This window comes from Vibrio sp. PID23_8, assembly GCF_003584965.1.
GTDB lineage: Bacteria > Pseudomonadota > Gammaproteobacteria > Enterobacterales > Vibrionaceae > Vibrio.
This window is the reverse complement of the sequence record NZ_LIXE01000008.1, coordinates 154,744-175,393: the sequence shown is the minus strand read 5'-3', so window position 1 is coordinate 175,393 and position 20,650 is coordinate 154,744. Positions and strand designations below refer to the sequence as shown.

21 protein-coding genes and 1 pseudogene are annotated in these 20,650 nt (G+C 44.7%); 10 read left to right on the top strand and 12 right to left on the bottom strand.

Annotated elements, in window-relative coordinates; translation table 11 throughout:
• Positions 1–9 precede the first annotated feature (9 nt).
• Positions 10–1,005 (bottom strand): S66 peptidase family protein, encoded by a 996-nt coding sequence (locus tag AK966_RS14520; RefSeq protein WP_099079026.1) that lies wholly within the window; start codon positions 1,003–1,005, stop codon positions 10–12.
• A gap of 124 nt (positions 1,006–1,129) precedes the next feature.
• On the opposite strand from AK966_RS14520, the gene AK966_RS14515 reads away from it, so the two are divergent.
• Positions 1,130–1,744: an HAD family hydrolase gene (locus tag AK966_RS14515; protein WP_119464414.1), complete on the top strand. Its 615-nt coding sequence runs from the start codon at positions 1,130–1,132 to the stop codon at positions 1,742–1,744.
• A 144-nt stretch (positions 1,745–1,888) separates the two neighbouring features.
• On the opposite strand, the gene AK966_RS19970 is transcribed toward AK966_RS14515, so the two are convergent.
• The 6 genes from AK966_RS19970 to AK966_RS14490 form a co-directional block, all read right to left on the bottom strand.
• Positions 1,889–2,086 (bottom strand): hypothetical protein, encoded by a 198-nt coding sequence (locus AK966_RS19970; protein ID WP_182852690.1) that lies wholly within the window; start codon positions 2,084–2,086, stop codon positions 1,889–1,891.
• Between the two features lie 138 nt (positions 2,087–2,224).
• Positions 2,225–3,442 (bottom strand): hypothetical protein, encoded by a 1,218-nt coding sequence (locus AK966_RS14510; RefSeq protein WP_119464413.1) that lies wholly within the window; start codon positions 3,440–3,442, stop codon positions 2,225–2,227.
• Positions 3,435–4,148, bottom strand: coding sequence for an ABC transporter ATP-binding protein (locus AK966_RS14505; protein WP_099079028.1), 714 nt, complete (start codon positions 4,146–4,148; stop codon positions 3,435–3,437). The genes AK966_RS14510 and AK966_RS14505 overlap by 8 nt, the downstream gene beginning before the upstream one ends.
• Positions 4,148–5,383: an FtsX-like permease family protein gene (locus tag AK966_RS14500; protein WP_119464412.1), complete on the bottom strand. Its 1,236-nt coding sequence runs from the start codon at positions 5,381–5,383 to the stop codon at positions 4,148–4,150. Before AK966_RS14500 ends, AK966_RS14505 begins: the two co-directional genes overlap by 1 nt.
• The gene (locus AK966_RS14495; RefSeq protein WP_099079030.1) at positions 5,373–6,602 is read right to left on the bottom strand and encodes an ABC transporter permease; all 1,230 of its coding nucleotides are present in this window, start codon (positions 6,600–6,602) and stop codon (positions 5,373–5,375) included. The genes AK966_RS14500 and AK966_RS14495 overlap by 11 nt, the downstream gene beginning before the upstream one ends.
• A gap of 41 nt (positions 6,603–6,643) precedes the next feature.
• Positions 6,644–7,390, bottom strand: a complete 747-nt coding sequence (locus AK966_RS14490; RefSeq protein ID WP_099079098.1) for an outer membrane lipoprotein-sorting protein — start codon at positions 7,388–7,390, stop codon at positions 6,644–6,646.
• Between the two features lie 317 nt (positions 7,391–7,707).
• On the opposite strand from AK966_RS14490, the pseudogene AK966_RS14485 reads away from it, so the two are divergent.
• Positions 7,708–8,067 (top strand): annotated as a pseudogene (locus AK966_RS14485) (threonine/serine exporter family protein); the annotation flags it as partial.
• A 172-nt stretch (positions 8,068–8,239) separates the two neighbouring features.
• Here AK966_RS14485 and AK966_RS14480 read toward each other — a convergent pair.
• The gene (locus AK966_RS14480; RefSeq protein WP_099079032.1) at positions 8,240–8,500 is read right to left on the bottom strand and encodes an alternative ribosome-rescue factor A; all 261 of its coding nucleotides are present in this window, start codon (positions 8,498–8,500) and stop codon (positions 8,240–8,242) included.
• 370 nt (positions 8,501–8,870) lie between these two features.
• On the opposite strand from AK966_RS14480, the gene AK966_RS14475 reads away from it, so the two are divergent.
• The 4 genes from AK966_RS14475 to AK966_RS14460 all read left to right on the top strand — a co-directional run bounded on the left by AK966_RS14475 (position 8,871) and on the right by AK966_RS14460 (position 10,701).
• The gene (locus AK966_RS14475; RefSeq protein WP_005375625.1) at positions 8,871–9,080 is read left to right on the top strand and encodes a cold-shock protein; all 210 of its coding nucleotides are present in this window, start codon (positions 8,871–8,873) and stop codon (positions 9,078–9,080) included.
• Between the two features lie 74 nt (positions 9,081–9,154).
• Positions 9,155–9,700 carry a YaeQ family protein gene (locus AK966_RS14470; RefSeq protein ID WP_099079033.1) on the top strand — a complete coding sequence of 182 codons (546 nt, stop codon included), beginning with the start codon at positions 9,155–9,157 and terminating at the stop codon, positions 9,698–9,700.
• A complete protein-coding gene (locus AK966_RS14465; RefSeq protein WP_119464410.1) occupies positions 9,687–10,229 on the top strand; it encodes a hypothetical protein in 543 nt (180 codons plus the stop codon). Before AK966_RS14470 ends, AK966_RS14465 begins: the two co-directional genes overlap by 14 nt.
• A gap of 112 nt (positions 10,230–10,341) precedes the next feature.
• Positions 10,342–10,701 carry a glutaredoxin gene (locus AK966_RS14460; RefSeq protein ID WP_099079035.1) on the top strand — a complete coding sequence of 120 codons (360 nt, stop codon included), beginning with the start codon at positions 10,342–10,344 and terminating at the stop codon, positions 10,699–10,701.
• A gap of 102 nt (positions 10,702–10,803) precedes the next feature.
• On the opposite strand, the gene AK966_RS14455 is transcribed toward AK966_RS14460, so the two are convergent.
• The gene (locus AK966_RS14455) at positions 10,804–11,427 is read right to left on the bottom strand and encodes an OmpA family protein (RefSeq protein WP_099079036.1); all 624 of its coding nucleotides are present in this window, start codon (positions 11,425–11,427) and stop codon (positions 10,804–10,806) included.
• Positions 11,428–11,692: 265 nt separating this feature from the next.
• Here AK966_RS14455 and AK966_RS14450 point away from each other — a divergent pair, with 265 nt between their 5' ends.
• Positions 11,693–12,325 carry a thiol:disulfide interchange protein DsbA/DsbL gene (locus AK966_RS14450; RefSeq protein ID WP_119464409.1) on the top strand — a complete coding sequence of 211 codons (633 nt, stop codon included), beginning with the start codon at positions 11,693–11,695 and terminating at the stop codon, positions 12,323–12,325.
• Positions 12,326–12,339: 14 nt separating this feature from the next.
• Positions 12,340–12,813, top strand: coding sequence for an FKBP-type peptidyl-prolyl cis-trans isomerase (locus tag AK966_RS14445; protein ID WP_099079038.1), 474 nt, complete (start codon positions 12,340–12,342; stop codon positions 12,811–12,813).
• 317 nt (positions 12,814–13,130) lie between these two features.
• Here the strand turns inward: AK966_RS14445 and AK966_RS14440 are convergent, their stop codons facing one another.
• Complete coding sequence (locus AK966_RS14440) at positions 13,131–13,730, bottom strand: beta-phosphoglucomutase family hydrolase (RefSeq protein WP_099079039.1); 600 nt, start codon at positions 13,728–13,730, stop codon at positions 13,131–13,133.
• 75 nt (positions 13,731–13,805) lie between these two features.
• Between AK966_RS14440 and arfB the strand changes: the two genes are divergently transcribed.
• Entirely contained in the window at positions 13,806–14,219 is a 414-nt protein-coding gene (gene arfB, locus AK966_RS14435; RefSeq protein ID WP_099079040.1) for an alternative ribosome rescue aminoacyl-tRNA hydrolase ArfB, read from the top strand.
• A gap of 69 nt (positions 14,220–14,288) precedes the next feature.
• Positions 14,289–16,058, top strand: coding sequence for a methyl-accepting chemotaxis protein (locus AK966_RS14430; protein ID WP_119464408.1), 1,770 nt, complete (start codon positions 14,289–14,291; stop codon positions 16,056–16,058).
• A 97-nt stretch (positions 16,059–16,155) separates the two neighbouring features.
• Here the strand turns inward: AK966_RS14430 and vmeZ are convergent, their stop codons facing one another.
• Positions 16,156–19,308: a multidrug efflux RND transporter permease subunit VmeZ gene (vmeZ, locus tag AK966_RS14425; RefSeq protein WP_119464407.1), complete on the bottom strand. Its 3,153-nt coding sequence runs from the start codon at positions 19,306–19,308 to the stop codon at positions 16,156–16,158.
• A gap of 8 nt (positions 19,309–19,316) precedes the next feature.
• Positions 19,317–20,444: a multidrug efflux RND transporter periplasmic adaptor subunit VmeY gene (gene vmeY / locus AK966_RS14420; RefSeq protein ID WP_099079043.1), complete on the bottom strand. Its 1,128-nt coding sequence runs from the start codon at positions 20,442–20,444 to the stop codon at positions 19,317–19,319.
• Between the last annotated feature and the right edge of the window lie 206 nt (positions 20,445–20,650).

The window sequence follows — 20,650 nt, the reverse complement described above, 5'->3', positions numbered from 1 at the left end:
TCAAAAAAGCTAGCTCTTTAAACTCACTGCCACCGTTTCATTGTCAAAATCGAGCGTCATGGTCGAGCCCAATGGAACGGTGAGCATTGGGTGAGTATGGCAGCTATCAAAGTCATACAAGATCGGTAGTGGTTGACCGTTAAGTACTTCTAGCAACACGTCTATGGGTGCACGCCCTGTGCCTTTATCGTTGAACTTTTCATGCTTGCCAAGAACAACCGCAATGACTTTATCAAACACACCGGAAAGCTTAAGCAGCGCAAAAGATCGTTCGACCGTTTCAATACCCTGCAAGCAATCTTCCATCAGCAAAATATCACCGTGTTCGATAATCGGCATAAACTTGCTTGCCCAGATGCCTTTCATGGTATTGAGGTTTCCGCCAATCAAACGCCCAGTGATCTTGCCTTCGCCTTTAAAGTGCCATTGGTTTTGCAAGGTTTGCTTTGCGCGGTCTTGCTCGCCCCACTCTATCCATTCATCTGTCCACCCTTGAGGCATTGTGTATTGATGCTCCAAGCCATCTAACGTATTCACAATCGCCTCAAACGAAGCGAAGGTCTCGTCCACCAATGGCGGGAATTCACCCAGAGATGCCACCAAAGCAGGACCATAGAAAGTAACGATGCCGGTTTGTGCATAAATGCCCATGAGTAAAGCTGTGACATCCGAATAGCCAACAATGATCTTTGGATCTTTCTTCAGCGCCTCGTAATCAATGTAAGGTAGCAATGAGTTACTGTTATAACCACCAATGGTCGACATAATACAGCGCACTTCGGGATCACGAATCAGCGCATTCAATTCTTCTACTCGCTCTTCAATCGAACCCGAGCGATATTGGTCAGTTTTGCCCGTTAAGCTGCCTGCTTTTAGCTGGTAACCATGGGATTCCACGTACGCTTTGGCACGCTCAAAACGAGTTGGAGCAAATACCGTGGCTGGAGAGGATGGCGAGAAAAAGCCGATGGTGTCGCCTTTTTGTAATCGTTTAGGAATGATCATGCGCGTCCTTGTTTTGTGATACATGGTTGATTTATTTTCGTACAATCTAACCAGAATAATCTAAACTTAACAATAACCCTTTGTTTTTTAAAACGATGGTTCGGTCACGTTGTACGAGGTCATTATGATTCCATTCCCTTTACAGCTCGACAAAATTAAAGCCGTTGTGTTTGATTTAGATAACACCTTGGTGAGCTCCGGCATGAACTTCGGTGAGTTACGTCGCCAACTCGGTTGCCCACAAAGCGAAGACTTGTTGGATTTTATCGATGCTCTCGAGCATCCTCACCATCGTGAGCATGCTCATAATGTGATATTTGATTATGAGGTTTCTGACGCGAAGCTGTCTTCCCCGATGCTTGGCTGTCATGAGCTGTTAGCACACTTACATCGAAACAAAATCAAAACCGCCATCGTCACGCGTAACTGTCAAATCGCAACACAGCGAAAATTAGAACACAATCAAATCGCTGTGGACCGGGTTATTACGCGTGAGTGTTTTCCACCTAAGCCCGATCCATTATCACTGCAAATGTTGGCGAAAGAGTGGCGCTTACTTCCTCATGAGGTTCTTTATGTCGGTGACTATTTATATGATCTACAAGTAGCCTATAACGCACAAATGCCCTCTTGCCTCATTCATCATGGGGATGACGTAACATTCAATGATTCTGCTTCCATCGCATTTAATGAATTGAGCGACTTACTCGCCTGCTTTGAATCTTTACAGATAACATGAAAAAAAGAGCACTAAGATGCTCCTTTCTGACTTAATTCCGCTTAAGTCGCATTTGCTAAACGTTATACCAATCACAATAAGTAAGTGATAATAGTCAGCTCAGGAAAAACGCTAGAGAACAAAGCTTAAACTTTCGATAAGTAGTTATTCTACAATCAACTTACTTTGAAACGAAAAGTTAACGAAGTTATCGACAGTAGGTAAATCGGAAACCAGCAAGGGCGATGCATGCTGATCTACCGTGTTGATGTTTCGATAAGTAAATACCGCTGAGACTAAAAAAGTACCGCTAGCAACACAAAACTGAGCGGCAACTTCCCAGATATCGTAAGGTTCATCCATAAACTCCTGACAACGATGAGCCATTAATGTAACGACATTTAGGTTAATATTAAATATATGCTTCTGGCATTACTGCAAAAACGAGGCATTGCATTTAGAAAATGCTCCTCCCTCCTAAATTAAGCATTATGATCTAATTTAAAAACTGTATTTGATATTGGCAAATAACAAGGTTGTCGGCTCTTCGCCAAAAACACTGTCACGGCTTCCACCGAAATTCTGGATAACGGTCAACAATTGCCAATCATTTGCCAAAGAGTAGCTGCTCGATAGCCCAACAAAATAGGAATTATCATCATAATAGCTAGCCGACAATGTAAGACGATTCAGTGGCGTAAGATCGAAGCTGAGATCACTGTACCAAGTATGATGGGTGAAGCTTAACGTTTTGGCATCCAATGGGAGATTGAGGTACGTGAGCGCACTGGTCACTTCTTGCGGCTCTGAAATGTACAACCACGCGAAACGGCCTAACCAACTTCTTTGCCCACCGAAGCTATAATCAGTTTCAACGCTTGCTACCGCCGTTTTCTGTGTGGGTGTCCCCTGATAGTTAGAGTCAACTGGGTCAAACCAACTAAGCTCACCGCGGAGCCCTGCATCATATATATCCGTCGAAAAACCGATTCCGAGCACATAGTCCAAGCGCGATCGTCCGACAATCATTTGATAGTCCCAACCCGATTGATTGGCGAAATAACGTAAAGCCGTGCTGTCCTGCCCAGATCTTCTAGCAGGCGCGAACACCAGTTCCACCCCATCTGCGAAGCCAAGGTGGTAGCTGACCATAATGGCATCTGTGCCAGCTCGCTCTTCATAATCAAAGTCATAAATTGAATATGCATTGTAGATGTCATTCGGGTTCCAGACCGTGTTCATTGACCAATTGACCCGAAACCGTCCCACTCTCGCACCCCTGTCCTCTCGTTGCCAAGAAATATTGAAGCGATCAAGTTGCGTGTTAAATATAACGCCATCTTCACGCCAATTCTTACTCAGATCAAAATAGCCGTTATCTAGTGAAACTAAATCTGCATAGAGGGGAAAATCTGCCGCATCTCCCCACAAGACACGGTTTCTCATCCCAATATTGACACGCCAATCGGAGGAAAATCGATACTCAACGTTGATGCGATTATGAACTAAATGGTCCAGAGTATTCGTTTGATTGTCAGGAAGCGCATAGGTTGCCATGTATTTGATATAACCGTCCAAGTCCCATTGCTTTTTCGGTTCTAAGCCTGGCACATTCGCCAATAATTGAGTCGAGAAAAACACCAACAACGGCACAATTAACGCATAGCTAAACACCCCTTGATCATAGCGACAGTGATTGCTCTTCTTATCTTTATGCATGAGTTCTCTCAGACGCACTTTCGATATTGCTGAAATCTCGCACTAATCGTCCATCTTCAAAAACAATGATACGGTGTGCGCGTTTAATTACTCTCGTATCGTGAGTAGAGAAGATAAACGTTGTCCCTTCTTGCTCACTCAATTGCTCCATGATATCAAGCAGCTCAGCAGTACTTTTGGCATCGAGGTTAGCGGTCGGCTCATCGGCCATGACAAAGCGAGGTTTGGGAGCAAGCGCTCGTGCAACGGCAACTCGCTGCTGCTGACCGCCTGACATTTTCCCTGGCACCTTGTTCATCTGGGCCGCCAGTCCCACTTGTTCAAGCAACGAACTGGCACGTTCTCGGCATTCTCGCTCCGTTTTCCCCTGCAATTGCATCACAAACTCTACATTCTCTAACGCTGTCAATACTGGCAACAAACTGTAGTCTTGAAAGATAAAGCCGATGTTATCGCGGCGATAGGCGATCAATTCTTTTTCAGACATCTCCGAGATGAAGCAGCCATCAATTTCAACGGTTCCAGAGGTGGGCGAATCAATACCACCAATCATGTTTAACAAGGTTGTTTTTCCTGAACCTGACGGCCCCATTATGGCCACAAACTCGCCCTGCTTAATTTCCAGATTGACGGCTTTGACAGCATGAACCGGAAAATCGCTGTTTGGATTATACGTCTTCGTCAACTTCTTGAGTTTAATGGTCATTAAATTTTCTCCGCCATCGCATCTACAGGTTGATGCTTCAAAATTTGTCGAGCCGGATACAAGGCAGCAATGAGACTCGCAATGAAAATTGCCATAATGATCATTTGATAATCCGACAATGAAACTCGTGGATACAGCAGGGTATCCACGCCATAAGCACCTAATCCCTCCGCGAGTCCACCCAACGACAAGCCTGTCACACTAAGTACTTTAAGCATCACGACACTACCAAATAAACCAAGCGCACACCCCGTCAAACCAAGAAACAGGGTCTCTAATATGATCAACGTTCGGATCTTATGCTTTTGCATTCCTACCGCCATTAACACACCGAACTCTCGCGTTCGCTCAAACACCGACATCAACATAATATTGATAATGCCGAGTGTCATCGCGAGGACAAAAACCACCAACGTTACCTGGTTAGAGATATCCATAGAGCTCATCATGGTAGAAAGCAATGGTTGAATTTCAGACCATGATCTTACCGTTAGTGTGTGCGATGCAGATTTAGGAAAAGTCTCTCGAACAAAAAACTCTGCGACCTTCAATACATCGCTTTGATTGGAATTTAAAAGAATAGCAATTTCATGTGCGCCGGAAAGGCCAGCCAGTTTCTCTAAATCGGCTTTTCGCACATAGACGTTTCCCTCATCAAAAGTGTTTGAAGGCGTTTTGAACACACCTCTTACGCGAAATGCCGCACCTGCAACATCACCATGAACATCAGATAGCGTTAAAATCACCTTAGAACCCACACGCAGATTCAATCGCTGCATCGTTTTGGCGGACACTAAAATCGGATTACGTCCCTCTTCATTGAGCCACTCCCCTTCAGTGATGTGTTTGGCTAATGGTGTGATCCGGCGTTCTTGCTCAATATGAATACCGTTAATGCGCACCCCACGCGTGCTTCGTGCAGATGCGATCATCCCATCAACTAGAAAGCGAGCCGAAATAGCGGCTACTTCTGGTTGCCTGAGTAAATCTCTCGTTAATGAAGGGGAATCAGGGATGATGGCTTTGAGTTCGGGGTTATTCAAATAAGACTTTTGGTGAACTTGCAGATGGCTTGTTTGCCATGAAATGGCATTTTTTATCATGCTATCAACGATGCCATTCATAAAGCCCATCATCGCAACAACGCCCATTAGACCAAAAACCATCGCACCCAACATAATCGACGTTCTCAGTTTATTGCGCCACAAATTTCGCCAAGCCAATTTAACTAGCATGCATGCCCCCTTTTAGTGCGCTTGCAACAGGTAAACGAAGCAAACGTGAGATTGGGTACAGCAAACACAACAACACAATGACTAATACCACTATGATCTGGTCGATCAATAAACGGGGCTCAAGCAGCACAGGGACTATCGGTTCAAAGCCACTCTCACGCATCAACTGCGCCGCATCGCCTGTGATTTCAATGGGATTAAAATAAAAATAACCCAACACAGGTGCACTTATCAAAAGCCCGATGACAATACCAATGACGGAAATAAACGTTGATTCAATAACCAACAACGCAACCAATTTTGAACGTAACATACCTGTTGCGAGCATAACGGCAAACTCACGCTGACGCTCTAAAGTTGTCATCAGGATGGTGGCAAATAGACCAAACCCCACCATCCCATACAAGATATAGATCAAGAATATCCCGCCAGCTTTATCTAACGCGATCTGCTGTGCCATTTCCGGAGAGAGTGCTTGCCAATCTTTCACCGCCACATCCTCACCATAACTTCGTTGGAGTTGGTAAACCGTCTCAGGTAACGTGTGCAAACTTTTTGTGTTCAATACCCACGCTGTCACTTGATCATTGAGAGAATAGAGGGTTTGAGCGACATCAAGTGGCATATAAACCAGTTGCGAGTCAAGCTGCTGTAGAGGGAAATGAAGTATCCCAGCAACGTTATACAGCCCAGCGGCCGTTTGACCTCGATAACCCGCCCCATAAAGCACTAGTTCATCTCCAACCTTAAGCTGTAAATACTGGGCTAGGCCACCACCAACTAACACAGACGGTTGACCTGAAGAAATGAAGCCACCTGCAACAATTTTATCACTGATGCGAGAGTAATGATTTTCTGCGGCAGGATCGACGCCCAAAACCATCACGCCTTTGGATCGTTCGCCATTTGCGGCCAATGCAACAGATTCCACCCGAGGTAAGATCACATCGATATTTTCGTTACCTCGAGCGAAGGAGATGAAATCGTCACTTTGTGGTAGCACATCATCTATGCTCGACGACTCTCCAAACTCGGGATGTTGCAGTTGCACTAAGCCGCTATAAAATTTGGCGGTATTTTGTATAGTAGAAGTATAACTCCCTTCTTGGAACGCTCGGGTGATGAGAGACAGAAACAACACTAGTGCTAAGGCAGAAGCAGTCAACAGAGTTCTGCGCTTTTGTCGCCATAAATTCCGCCACGCCAGCTTTATCAGCATTGCTTTCTACCCCTCCTCTTGGTTGATAACGTATCACTCCGTCAATCACGTAATGATTTCATTTGCTGCTGAGAGAAGAAGCCATCATCTATCTCGAAATCAAACTGAGCCTGATGAGTCGTTAGCACTGTTTTATTTCCCGGTTCATCCACGGGTTGCATCTCCATCCGCGTCGCTAACTTTCGCCCCCCTAACAGCTTCACGTCGTACGTTGTCATCACATTGACCAACTCATCGAACTCATCATAAAAGTCAACTTTACGTTGTAAGTATGTCGATGTTGATATCCATAATGTTATCTTACTCCAGACTACGGGCGCGTCGGGATTCGCAACCGCTTCTATTACCCAAACGGCATCGCCATCGAAACTGTCTTTTCTCTTGAGTTCATGCTGATAGTCGACAACGATAGAAGACTGATTAATTAAATCATCATTCGTGAAATCGGATCCCATCCAAGATTGACTCAGCATGGACGGTGCAATTTTGATCACGCGCTCGATACTTGGTACCCAATTCCACATCTCTCTCTGACGCTTTAGTGATGCACTGCCCTTGTCTTTCGCTGGAGCAGTCACTAAAACCAGAGAAAGTTCGGTTCCTTTAGTCCAACTTTTCATGCTCATAGATCGAGTCCAGTCTGGACGAATAATGTCCATCGTCGCTTCACTGTAACTGGCATCTCCTCGCATCGCGAGATCGGATTTCTTGACAATCTCAAACGCAGTTTCTGCGTAAACTGTCAAAGAACAAAACCAACTTATTAGAAAGACAACCGTTTTACGCATAACCATCCTCAGTGCCAAATGCTAATGAGTAAGCAGCAAGAAATAACAACAAAAACATTGAGTTCAAATGAGTATAGCAAGTGATGTGCATAGTCGTACGAGGTTGAAGTCAAATTCTAATCAAGCTGATTGAACCTCAAAACATTACGCTTCGCGTGAGATATCTATCGTCACCGATTGCGCATAGGGCACCTAGGCGAGAAACGCCTGACACAGTCCACAAAACCAAATCAAAAACACATTGAAGGTTCGCTCAGTTCGCTTAGGTTTGTTAGTTTACTCGCAATTTTGGCCCTATTATTTTTATCGATCAGATTATGCCTTCCCAATACAGAATTAATAAGATCGTCGAGATTGGCGACACACTACACAGAAGCGGATGTGCTCCGTATAAAGTAGAGAAATACACTCAGCACTATGCACAAAAGCATGGTGTCGATGTCATGATTCAAGCCACGCCAACGGCGATTAACTACCAGTTTCCCGATGACAACAACGCTGTCGTTCTTAAGCGTTTGAAGCCAGCTTCAATCAACCTTAGCTTACTCGCAAATACCATCATTCAAATTAGCCAACCCAGCAGTGAACCCGTTCATGAACCACCCGCATACTCAAATTGGATCATTGCTCTTGCAAATATGGGCATTCCGGCCGCATATTTAATGTTGGTTGGCAGTCGCGTTCTGGTCAGTGCTGGACAATCCGTATTCGAGCAATCCATCCTACCGATCCCAAGTATTGGTCTGTCCGCTCTGTTTATGTTTTCTGCCATTGTTGCCGGGCAAATTACTGCCTATTCCATTTATTCGCCGCAAATTGAGCGATAACGATGGGTATTCCCAAGTGACTTCAAGATGCTAGCTTACTTGGGGATAAAATAAGAAACCTATTCAAAATCCACATTAATGAGCATTTTGAATAGGACTCTTTACCTCGATGCTTCTCTTTTCTAGAAAAACTGCCTTTTCCTTTTTTAATTTTCACCACTCTCCTCCTAAATAATGGGCTAGTAACAACGGCATTCAACGTGTTGTCTTTAATTTCACCTCTGCCAGATTCAAAATCTTGTGCCATTTCATTTGCCAGAGGATCGGGCAACTTGCTTTTCATAGAGCCTCCTTAATGGTCCAACCACATGAATAATAAATCATCAAATTAGTCAAACCCATTGAACTCATGCCAAGCTTTGCTACAAAAGTTCACAAACCCGCCATTTATTTGAAATTCCATCAAAAATATACAGAGTAAAAAGTGACAAAATACAAATATTTGTTCGTTCAACATTAATATCTGTTGACTCTCATCGTATTTAACCTAGACTCGATTGCGGCTAGAAAGAAAGTTCTTTGTTTGCACATTTCGTTGGATTACTTGTGATTCCGCCGTCCTGTGGTACGCAATAGCAATTTATTTTTTCCACGCTATAAGCGCCGAATAGGCGAAAGATTACACAAAAAATTAGATATTTAGGATATTAGATATGTCTAACACAGCTACTGGTACAGTTAAGTGGTTCAACGAAACTAAAGGCTTTGGTTTCATTCAACAAGAAAACGGTCCTGACGTATTCGCACACTTCTCTGCAATCACTGGTGACGGCTTCCGTACGCTTGTTGAAGGTCAGAAAGTAGAATTCGTGATCTCTCAAGGCCAAAAAGGTCCTCAAGCAGAGCAAATCAAAGTACTTTAATTTTTAAAGAATTTGATATGATGGCCAGCTAATTAGCTGGCTATTTTTTTGCCTACAATTTGTTGATATTTCCCATGGCTCTTAAACCGACAATTTACAAGTTTCGTATCGCTATTTCCGATATGAACAACGATTATTACGATTCAAAAAACCTGACCATTGCCCTCCACCCTTCAGAAAAACCGCAGCGTATGCTTGCACGTATTTTTGCATACTGCCTAAATGCGCAAGACAATTTGGCGTTCACTAAAGGACTTTCAACAACTGAAGAGCCCGATTTATGGTGCGTTGAAGCTGACCAAAGCATTACGCACTGGATTGAGATAGGTGAACCAGAACCTGAACGAGTAAAAAAAGCAACGCGTTTAGCAAAGAACGTTAAAGTCTATACTTACAACACCAAAGCATCTGTCTGGTGGGAGAAGATGGCGGGCAAGTTTGGCATGCTACCTGTTAACGTGGCGAGCTTTGACTACGACGCTATCGACGTTATTTCACAACACCTTGAACGAGGCTCTAGCCTTTCAGTGATGATTACCGGCTCTTCCATTTTTGTTGATTTAAACGAACAGCATGTCGAAGTGACGGTTAAGGAGTTGCAAAGTCATGACCCTTCTTAATCAGCTGATCCAAGATATGGGGTTTAAGAACATCCCCTTTATGGAACAGCACAAAGCGGCAAGGCGACGTTGGACAAATGAGCAAGCGCCTTTGTTCACTAAGGTATGTGAAAACAAGCCAGATACCGCCCCTGCCCTACACTTGTTAGGCCTGCTGACCAAATCACATATTGAAGCCAGCGCACAGTATGAAAAAAGCGCGGCCACTTCCCAGCAGATGCAGCAAGTACTCAGCAATACTTTGGGCGATGAGCACGCAGACAAGTTTACCAACCAGTCTGCGGAAGATCTTACCCTTATCACCCATATGTGGCTATACACTCAAGGCTATCTAAATATGGATTTCAGTCTAGCGCATGACCATGCAGAGCAAACTCAACATACATTGCACCATGAACTGATCATCAAACGTATAGATTTGGATGCATTTCGAGCCGATCTAATGCATAGTTTCTACTTAGGGAAGGAAGCAAATTCAGCTCCGTCTAAAGGAATATTAGGCTGGCTAAAACGGCTTTTTTCCCTATAAAAACCATGGTTTTGTCAAAGGGAAACAACTGATAGACTACGCTTTCTGTGCAGCACCATTACTCGTTGCATAGCTATAAGGACACTCATCTACTGAACAGCAAGGGATCATTATGAAGTTTATCCGTTGGATTTTGGGAAAAATCATTTTATTGCTCAATGCGGTTTTCTCTCCTCGAGGCATTCAACGCTCTGAAGACGCACAGAGAGATATAGACGAAAAAGCCAAGCAATATTCACTTTACCAATTTGAAGCTTGTCCATTCTGCGTAAAAGTCCGTCGTACGATGAAACGTCAATCTGTCAATATCGAACTGCGCGATGCTAAAAACAACCCAACGCATCGTACGGAGCTTGAACAAGGTGGCGGTCGAATACAAGTTCCTTGTCTTCGTATTGAAAAAGATGGCCAAACACAGTGGCTTTATGAGTCTTCTGATATCATCACTTATATTGAAAAAGAATTTTCCTAGTTCCCCCTAGAACATTAGCGGATATAAAAGAGGCACCTACCGATGCCTCTTTTCTATTTTCTGTTTTCAATGTTCAAGATACTTTGAATTAGGCATTACTCGCTACTGCCCAACAATCAGCATGAGTTCAACACGGCGGTTACACGCTTTTCCTGTAGAGGTCGCGTTACTGCACTGCGGAACATACTCACCAAACCCTCGAGAAAAAATACGCTGACGCGGTAAGTTTGTCGCCAACAATTGCTTTTCAACTTCCTCAGCACGTTTTTCTGACAAGCTGTCATTAAAAATCGCACGACCAGTGCTGTCTGTGTGACCATCAATCACGACGTCTATGTCGCTTCTTCCGGCTAAGTAATGACCAAGGTTTCGAATCCAATCTTGTGATTGCAGCGAAAGTTGGGCAGACCCCGTTTGAAAATGAACCTGCTCTTTTAGACGCACCATTAAGTGCTCGCCACTGACCGCTTCATAAGCGATATGATGTCGATTCAAGAACATTTCTAACGATGTCGCACCTTGCGTCATTTCTTGGGGAGTCGTTCGGGGTTGAACCTCGCAATTTGATGCTACGTAGGGTGTTGCCACGTATCCCCACTCTGGGTGCATCAACTCCGAGTTCGTTCTAGGCGCGGTATCTAACATATTACCCCCCGGAACCATTTCTGAATTTATGCTGCCACAACCAGCTAAGATGCCACAAATAACCAAAAACCAATGCTTCATAGCGATACCAACGTAGGATAGATTCTTATATGTCGACCAAACATGTTATTACTTTAACATGATTAGTCATTTGCTCCCTATTCTCTAGCAGCTATCATGCCAATGACAAACGTCGGCTTCTCACTATGCTTTCTCTAATGAGGCAGTGCGCCTAGATAATGTTTCAACTAAACATTATTCAATTGTGTAACAAGTCATATTAATAGTTTTCGTTGATCACATTAACCGATAAACTAACCTCCACTGTTATATTCAGAGTGTTATTATGTTCAAAACCATTTTCAAAGCTTTTGCCTTAGTTGCCGCTACCGTGGCATTGTCTGCTTGTGATGACGGCAATTCTCAGCCACAACAAGGTAAGCAGTTCGAGGTATTGCCAGTTTCTCTTGCAGAATACAACCTAGCGCCACTGAGTGAAGTATTCTCTCTTAATTGCGGCCATTGTCGTTCAATGGAAGATTTCGTCCCTCAAATCGAGTCACTCACTGATCAAAAAGTGGAAAAACTACACGTGACATTTAATGAAACCGCTCAAATCAGTGCGATTATCTACTATACGGCAGTAATGCAGCTTGACGGTACCCCGGATAAAGCGTTCATGGCGGATCTTTTCGCTGCCGTTCAAATGAGTGCAGACGCGACGGCAGACGAACGCCAAGCAGCGGTAGAGAAAGCATTTGAATCTCGTAACCTCATCAGCCCTTATCAGCTCGACAAGACACAGCAAGACAAACTGTTTGAATATATTGTAAAAGCGGAAGAAATCACAACTAATGGCCAGGTCAATTCTGTTCCTGCTTTTATCGTCAATGGTAAATACCAAGTGATCACTGGTGGACATGAAACTGTCGAAGCGATGGCTGAAACCATTAACTATTTGCTTAAACAACCGAAATAACACAAGGAGTAAATGTGTCTAAATTTCTGTTTCCTCTAATTATTTTTATATTGGCTGGTTTTTTCATTTACCGTACTTGGACAAACCACCAAGTTGCTGACGAAAACTTTACTAAGGGTCAAGCATTCCTGCTAGAAAACAGTAAAAAAGAAGGCGTCATTACCACTGAAAGCGGCCTTCAGTATCTGGTTCTAGAAAAAGGGACTGGCGACTTGCACCCTACGGCAAACAGCAAAGTAAAAGTACATTACCATGGTACGCTTATCGACGGGACCGTCTTTGACAGTTCGGTAAACCGTGGTGAGCCAATCTCATTTGGCCTTAATCAAGTGATCAAAGGCTGGCAAGAAGGTGTGCAGTATATGGTCGTGGGTGAGAAAATCCGCCTATTCGTACCGAGCACACTTGGCTACGGTAAGAACGGAACGGGGCCAATCCCACCAGCAAGCGTCTTGATCTTTGATATTGAACTGTTGGAAATCCAATAATCGCCCAACAAAAACGCCGCATTGATTGCTGCGTTTTTATTGCCAGCTTCTAAAGACCAAGCCAAACCTAGTCAGCAATCAAACTTATCGTCATTTCATCTTCGTATCGGCCAGCTGCAACGCCTAGCACCATTTTATTTTAAAATGCCAAATTAAAGCGAGTTTGATTGCCTTTGCGAGTCGTTAAGAACACTGGTGTTTCCAGTATCATCTTCTTACTTCTTAGGGCTAGTTTAAATCATCGAGATACCGTCATATGAAACAATAAAGAATACCGTTTAATTTTAAACGGCATCCTTTGTTTATTCTATTTTTAATTATTTCGGGTGGAAAATTAACTTGCCGCTTTCCACCATTACACAATCCATTCCCGCGGCATGAGCAGCTTGCTTACCTAACTCTGTATCCTCAAATACAACGCATTCATCAGCGCCTAAACACAATTGCTCTGCAGCCAATAAAAATGTGTCAGGGAACGGTTTATGTCTTTCTACATCCGTAGCGGTAACAACGGCATCAAGTTTACTCAGAATACCTGCCTTCGCGAGTAAGCGCAAAGCGCAATCGCGTTGGCTGCCTGTGCCTACTGCGATTTTCTTATTACCTAAAAAACTTTCTAACACGATATTTGTACATGAGATAATTTCACCGTGCTCCTCCATTTCCGCAAACGTATCCATTTTAAAACGTGATACGATTTTTGGATCGAGAGATAAGCCATGTTCACGGTTCACTTCACTCACAATTTTAAAGCTTGGCATACCACCTAGGCTATGTAACCAATCTTGATGAAATGGGAAATTAAATCGGTCTGCCGTCGCTTGCCATGCAGCCATATGGGCAGGCATAGTGTCAATCAACGTCCCGTCCATATCGAAAATTAGTCCCTTATAAGCACTAAAATCTATTGTGTTCATCTCTATTCTTCTATTTATATACCACTGATGGTAATTTATCATCCATCGCAACAATTCTTATGGCGCCTAGTAATTATGCTCAAAATTTCTAACTCTGTCACAATTCAGGACTGGGAAATTCAATTATCTCCCATCCGAGCTCAAGGAAATGGTGGGCAAAACGTTAATAAGGTATCGTCTGCGATACATCTGCGCTTTGACGTACATCATTCTACACTCCCGGACTTTTATAAAGAGCGATTACTTGCACTTTCTGACAGCCGGATATCGAAGGAAGGGGTGATTATCATCAAAGCGCAGCAGTTTCGGACACAAGAGCAAAATAAAGAAGACGCACTTAATCGATTACAAGCGTTGATCCAATCAGCCGCCCGACAAGAGAAAAAGCGTATTAAAACCAAACCTACTCGTGCTTCACAACGTCGTAGGCTTGATAGTAAAAACAAGCAAGCGACAAAAAAGCAGCAACGCCAAAAAGTGCTGCATTAGCAAACGTCAGATCTAGTATTGGGACCGGCTATGGTTTCCTTACCTTGGTCAATTATTCAGGATGTAAAAATGACTATTAGACAAAAATTGTACTCTCTCGGCACTATCGCCATTTTGGGTATCGTGGCCCTGTTGGGGTTGTCAGCAAACTTTGCCAAACAGACCAATGAATTAAACCATGCGATTAAACTCGTCAGTGACTTGGAGATTCAACTTCTCAATTTACGACGCAATGAGAAAGATTTCCTCCTTCGCAATGACCTCAAATATCTCGACAAATTTGAAGCGAATGTGGAACTCTTCCTTGGCTTAGAAAAAGAATTAGCTGACATCCTAACCCATTATGAACTCCCTTCTAGCCAGCCATTCAAGCAAGACTTATTGTCTTACCATGGTGGATTTCAAGACCTAGCCACAGCATATAAACGTTACGGACTGGACAATGACAGCGGCTTGATCGGCAATTACCAACAACAATTGCTACGTGCTAAGCAAAGTGCCACTCATCCGCAGTTTCTTGCTCTTATTGAGTTCGATTCAGCCGTCAAATCTGGTGAGGTGAATGCTAACTTATTACAAGGTTTATCTGCTGCAGGATTGTTGGATAGTGCCAAACAGGTCGCAGCACAAAAACAAATCATTGGTGTGAGTTACAAAGAAGGATTGCTCGGCAAAACTCGCTCCCTATCACATACGGTAGAAGCACAGTTTAAAACTTTCTCTTCTTTGATCGGCACTGCCACAGCGCAGCGCAATTCACAAATGGCGATCATCAAACAAGCACTCACGGCCATCGTGTTACTTGTGCTTGTTGTACTTATCTGGCAAATCTCCCGATCAATTAACAATCGCGTCAGTGTTTTGTTAAACACTATCCAAAATATCAGTGTGAGTAACAATATTAGCTTACGCTCAGAATTAACAGGTAAAGACGAGTTAGGAGACATCAGTCATCACCTAAATGATTTACTCAATAAGCTAGAGTGCCTTATTCATGATACGAAAGAGAAGTCAACTCAGCTGTCTGCAAGTACAGATAACATGCATCGTGAACTTGAGGGGGTAATAGAACAGTTTAATACTCAAACCGATCACACCTCTTCAATGGCTACGGCGGTTCAGCAAATGGTCGCAACCATTGGTGAAATTTCAGAGAGCACCTCTGTGGCAGTCGAAGGCGTCCATCAAGCCGCAAACAACGCTGAACAAGGTCGCGACGTGGTTGAAACAACGGTAAAAAACGTTGGTCAACTGACGAGCATTCTTTCCAATAGCCAGCAATCCATTCGCTCTTTGAATGTGCACGTAGACAAAATTGGTGGCGCAGTTAACATCATCCAAGATATTGCTGAGCAAACCAATCTTCTTGCGCTAAATGCAGCGATCGAAGCGGCACGAGCAGGCGAGCAAGGGCGTGGCTTTGCGGTTGTCGCAGATGAAGTTCGAGCATTAGCAAGCCGCACTCATCAATCAACGGAAGATATCACGCATGTGGTCTCTGACATTCAGTCTCAGATGTCGATGGTGGTTGCGGATATCGACCAATGCAACGATCAGGGTCAACAAACTCTGCAAGCATCTGAACAACTGGATTCGAGTCTGCAGCAAATCATTGCCGACATGCACGCCATCCAAGGTAACTCAGAACGTATTGCTTCTGCGATCGAAGAGCAAGGCATTGTGATGAACCAAGTGAGTGATTCCATCACCGAATTGAACGTTATTTCAGAAACCAATATGCAGTCTGCGCAAGAGTGTTTGCATGAAGTGAACTCTGTCTCCACGCAAGCTCAAGAGATGGATAATGCGGTTGCCGTATTTAAGACCCGTAATGTGTAGTTCGATTTAGCCAATCTGATATAGAGACAGCAATTGAGAATAAAAAGCCCGAAGCATTCACATGCTTCGGGCTTTTCTTTATGGGTAGACTCAATACTTATTCATCATCCAGAGGGATCAGCTTAGTGCTACCACCGTGGATCTTCTCACGTTTTCTCTGCACCATAGCATAGAAGCTCGGAATCAGGAAAGTACCAGCAAGAAGTACGCAGAGCAGACCACCAATGAGGGAGATACCCAGTGAGTTCTGGCTCACATGACCTGCGCCTGACGCGAAGATCAATGGAAAGATACCTAAGATAAATGACCAAGATGTCATGTTTACGGCACGGAAACGAAGCTTACCACCTTGTACCGCTGCACTGTTAATTTCGTCCTCTTTCTCTTCACGCTCTTGCTTGGCGAATTCTACAATCAGGATTGCGTTCTTCGCCGCGAGCGCTATAAGCAGAACAAGCCCTATCTGTGCGTACAAGTTGAGCGGTGTTCCAGTCAAGTTCAATGCGAGGAAGGAACCTAACGTCGCCACTGGCACCACTAGGATGATCGCCAGAGGAATACTCCAACTCTCATACTGCGCCACCATGAACAGGTAAATAAAGATCAACGCCAATGCAAACGCGAAAATGGCTTGGTTACCTGCCAGTACTTCTTGGTAAGCCATGCCCGACCATTCGTACGTGTAACCTTGCGGTAGCACTTCAGCCGCAACACGTTCCATTGCTGAAATTGCGTCACCACTTGAGTAACCCGGCGCTGGTTGACCTTGAATGATCGCGCTGCGGTACATGTTGTATCGCCATGCGACATCGGGTTCAAACACTTGCTCATAGCTGACTAGTGTACTTAGTGGCACCATATCGCCGCTTGAAGAACGCACGTGGAAACGCGCCAGATCTCCCATGCTACTACGGTGCTCACTGTCCGCTTGCATGGTGACGCGGAAGTTCTTACCAAACATGGTAAAGTCGTTCACGTACAGTGAGCCAAGATTACCTTGTAATGTTTGGAAGATAGACGACAGTGGTATACCCAACTGCTGCGCTTTCTCACGGTCAATATCGACATAGTAGTGTGGTACGTTTGCACGGAAAGTACTGAAGGTGTAAGCAATTTCTGGCGCTTGGTTTGCCGCCTGAATCATCTCACCCATTACCATCGACAAATCAGTACGGCTACGACCTAACGTATCCTCTAGTACGAACTCGAACCCCGATGCCGCGCCCATACCAGGTACTGCCGGTGGCCCCATAGCGAATACAATCGCTTGTGGTAGTTCCATCGCCGCACGACCATTAATACGGTTCGCAATCGCATTTGCTGCGTGCTCGCCGTCTAGTCCATTACGCATATCCCAGTCATGCAGTTTGATGAACAGAGACGCACCGTTCGATGCTGCTGCACCTGTCATGAATGAGTAACCATTCGCCACCGTGACACCATCGACTCCTGGCTCTTGTTCAACCATTTTCATCAGCTTATTGGTTACTTCCTCAGTTCGAGACAGTGATGCAGAATCCGGAAGCTGAACGTTCACCAACAAGATGCCTTTGTCTTCTTGAGGTACGAATGCGGTTGAGGTTGTTTTCGCGAAGAAAGTGACTGCCGCTACCGCTACGAAGAAAAAGGTAACCACTAGCAACGACTTCTTCACTAGAAAGCCCGCGATTTGACCATAGCGCGTTGTGACGCGTTCAAGACCACGGTTGAATGCTTGGAACCAACTTGCCGTGTTGCCACCGCCCTGCTTCAACACCAACGAACACAATGCTGGAGACAGCGTTAGCGCGTTGATAGATGAAATCATTACCGAGATACAGATCGTCAATGCAAACTGACGATACATAATGCCGGTAATTCCCGGCAACATGGCTACAGGTAGGAATACCGCCAAAAGAACCAATGTCGAGGTAATGATTGGGCCCGTTACCTCTTTCATCGCTAGTAACGTTGCTTTACGCGGAGAAATGGTTGGATCTTTCGCCATGGTGGTATCCACGTTCTCGATAACCAGAATCGCATCATCTACTACGATACCGATGGCGAGGATCAAGCCGAACAGGGTTACCGTATTTATGGTAAAGCCCGTTGCCTGCATGATGGCGAACGTACCGATAAGCGAAACAGGAATCGCGACAACTGGGATCAAGGTTGCTCGCGCACTACCTAAGAACAGATACGTCACCGCGATTACAAGCAAGATCGCTTCAATCAGCGTCTTCACTACGCCCTTGATCGATTCTGCAACGAACACGGTTGTATCGTAACTGGTTTCGTAAGCCATGCCTTCTGGGAAGTTGGAGCTTAAACGATCGAGCAACGCCATTACCGCTTGACCACTTTCCAATGCGTTTGCATCTGACTGAAGTGACAGTGCTACGATAGACGCATCTTGACCACGGAACTTGCCGTTACCGTCGTAGAACTTCTTACCAAGCTCAACTCGTGCAACGTCTTTTAGATAAACGGTAGAGCCATCTGGATTAGCGCGAAGCACCACATCCTCAAACTCGTTCACGCCTTCTAGACGACCTTTGGTCACTAGGTTGAACTGAACTTCTTGAGGGTTATTGTACGGCGCAGCTCCGATACGACCAGCCGCGACCTGCACGTTTTGCTCCGCCAATGCTGAGTAAACATCTGTCGTAGTAAGGTTCAGGTTAGCCATTTTTTCTGGGTCTAACCAAACACGCATCGCGTATTCACCACCACCGATCACGTTAACTTCACTGATACCTTTGACGCGCGCCAACTGGTCTTTTACGTTCAGGTTGATGTAGTTGATGAGGAATTTATCATCGTACTTACCGTCTGGTGAGTAGAAGTTCAGAACCATCAACAAGTCCGGAGAACGCTTTTTAACCGTAACACCTACCATGCGCACTTCTTGAGGCAATTTTGACTCAATTTGTGAGACACGGTTTTGCACGTTAACCTGAGCCATGTCTGGATCAGTGCCCACATCGAAGGTTACGTTCAGGCTGTAAGAACCATCATTGGCACTCTTTGAAGACATGTAGATCATGTTTTCTACGCCGTTCACCGAGGTTTCTATTGGGTCAGCTATCGCTTGCTCCACCACCTCAGCGCTTGCACCTGTGTAGAATGCCGTCACACTCACCGATGGCGGACTGATTTTTGGATATTCAGCAACCGGCAAGATCGCTAAAGAGATGGCTCCTGCCAACGTCAATATGATCGAGATAACCAGTGCGAATTTCGGTCTTTGAATAAAGAAACGACTTAACATTGCCCCTCCTACTTCTTATCTTGGTCAGGAGATTGAACTCGCACTTCTACCCCGTTACGTACACGTTGTAGACCCTGCGTAATCACCGTTTCATCCTTCTTTAGACCCTCACTAATGATGATGCCTTGATCTACCTGAGAGCCCAATTTAACATTGCGGCGCTCTGCGATATTGCCCTCAGCCATCACCATCACGAAGTTACCTTCAAGATCCGTTTGAACTGCGCGACGAGGAACTACGAGCACATCTTTCGCATTCTTATCACGCAAATTGACTTTAATATGCTGGCCAGGAAGAAGCTGCTGTTCTGGGTTTGGTACCAGCGCTCGCATCGCAATCGTCCCGGTTTGGGTATTAATTCGGTTGCCCAAGAAATCTAACTGTCCTAAATGCGTATAGTATTCGCCGTTTTCTAGCTCTAACTGCACCTCGACACTGCTCGACTCTGCACTGCCGTCACCTTTAATGCCATCCATACCTAGGGACAAACGTTCACGCTCACTCACGCTGAATGAAGTATGTACTGGGTCTAGGCTCACTAGCGTGGTCAGAATGCCAGAAGATGGCGAAAGTAGATCACCGGTACTCACTTTACTGTCACTGATACGACCGCTAAATGGTGCGCGGATTTGGGTGTAAGAAAGGTTTACTTCTGCAAGCTTGAGCTGAGCGTTTGCCGCCTCAAGCTCTGCGCGAGCACCAAGCAACGTAGCCGTCAAGGCGTCGAATTCAGATTGAGAGATACTGCCACGTGGCAACAAATTCTTGCCACGTTGGTGGTCGAGTTCCGCTTTCTTTAGGGCTGCTTTTGCTTGAGCTAGCGCCGCTTTTGCACTCGCCACTTGCGCTGCAAAAGAAGAAGGTTCGATGGAGTACAACAATTGCCCTTTCTCCACCATCTGACCTTCGTCAAAATGACGAGCTTCAAGATAGCCGGAGACTTGTGCCGTGATATTCGTATCTTCTAAAGCTTCAATGCGACCGATGTAAGACTTACTCGGTTGGTAGTCAATAATTGTGACATCCTGCGTCACAACAAGAGGAGCTTGCGACCCCTTCTGGGCATTATTTGCTTCTCCGCAACCCGCGAGGATAGCTGTTGCCGCCATTAGTGCGACGAGTGGTTTCTTTTGCATGTATTTACCGTCTTTATGGAACAGGATTCGTTTGAAAATACCTTAACCATACAGGGGTATTTGTCCGAAAACTTCAAGATAATCAAAGGAAAATGTATCAAAGTGTAAGGCAGATAAACAACTTATAAATTGGCGATACTATAAGCCAAATAGTTTGGAAACAGGCTCTTGCTACAGTGTGAAACTGATGTAATTTCCACTGTAGA

Coding starts and splice junctions, on each gene's coding strand:
- AK966_RS14460 (WP_099079035.1), top strand. CDS start 10,342: ATGAAGTTTATCCGTTGGATTTTGGGAAAAATCATTTTATTGCTCAAT.
- AK966_RS14495 (WP_099079030.1), bottom strand. CDS start 6,602: ATGCTGATAAAGCTGGCGTGGCGGAATTTATGGCGACAAAAGCGCAGA.
- AK966_RS14470 (WP_099079033.1), top strand. CDS start 9,155: ATGGCTCTTAAACCGACAATTTACAAGTTTCGTATCGCTATTTCCGAT.
- AK966_RS14505 (WP_099079028.1), bottom strand. CDS start 4,148: ATGACCATTAAACTCAAGAAGTTGACGAAGACGTATAATCCAAACAGC.
- AK966_RS14430 (WP_119464408.1), top strand. CDS start 14,289: ATGACTATTAGACAAAAATTGTACTCTCTCGGCACTATCGCCATTTTG.
- AK966_RS14440 (WP_099079039.1), bottom strand. CDS start 13,730: ATGAACACAATAGATTTTAGTGCTTATAAGGGACTAATTTTCGATATG.
- AK966_RS19970 (WP_182852690.1), bottom strand. CDS start 2,086: ATGGATGAACCTTACGATATCTGGGAAGTTGCCGCTCAGTTTTGTGTT.
- AK966_RS14480 (WP_099079032.1), bottom strand. CDS start 8,500: ATGAAAAGCAAGTTGCCCGATCCTCTGGCAAATGAAATGGCACAAGAT.
- AK966_RS14455 (WP_099079036.1), bottom strand. CDS start 11,427: ATGAAGCATTGGTTTTTGGTTATTTGTGGCATCTTAGCTGGTTGTGGC.
- AK966_RS14465 (WP_119464410.1), top strand. CDS start 9,687: ATGACCCTTCTTAATCAGCTGATCCAAGATATGGGGTTTAAGAACATC.
- AK966_RS14490 (WP_099079098.1), bottom strand. CDS start 7,390: ATGCGTAAAACGGTTGTCTTTCTAATAAGTTGGTTTTGTTCTTTGACA.
- vmeZ (WP_119464407.1), bottom strand. CDS start 19,308: ATGTTAAGTCGTTTCTTTATTCAAAGACCGAAATTCGCACTGGTTATC.
- arfB (WP_099079040.1), top strand. CDS start 13,806: ATGCTCAAAATTTCTAACTCTGTCACAATTCAGGACTGGGAAATTCAA.
- vmeY (WP_099079043.1), bottom strand. CDS start 20,444: ATGCAAAAGAAACCACTCGTCGCACTAATGGCGGCAACAGCTATCCTC.
- AK966_RS14515 (WP_119464414.1), top strand. CDS start 1,130: ATGATTCCATTCCCTTTACAGCTCGACAAAATTAAAGCCGTTGTGTTT.
- AK966_RS14500 (WP_119464412.1), bottom strand. CDS start 5,383: ATGCTAGTTAAATTGGCTTGGCGAAATTTGTGGCGCAATAAACTGAGA.
- AK966_RS14475 (WP_005375625.1), top strand. CDS start 8,871: ATGTCTAACACAGCTACTGGTACAGTTAAGTGGTTCAACGAAACTAAA.
- AK966_RS14510 (WP_119464413.1), bottom strand. CDS start 3,442: ATGCATAAAGATAAGAAGAGCAATCACTGTCGCTATGATCAAGGGGTG.
- AK966_RS14520 (WP_099079026.1), bottom strand. CDS start 1,005: ATGATCATTCCTAAACGATTACAAAAAGGCGACACCATCGGCTTTTTC.
- AK966_RS14450 (WP_119464409.1), top strand. CDS start 11,693: ATGTTCAAAACCATTTTCAAAGCTTTTGCCTTAGTTGCCGCTACCGTG.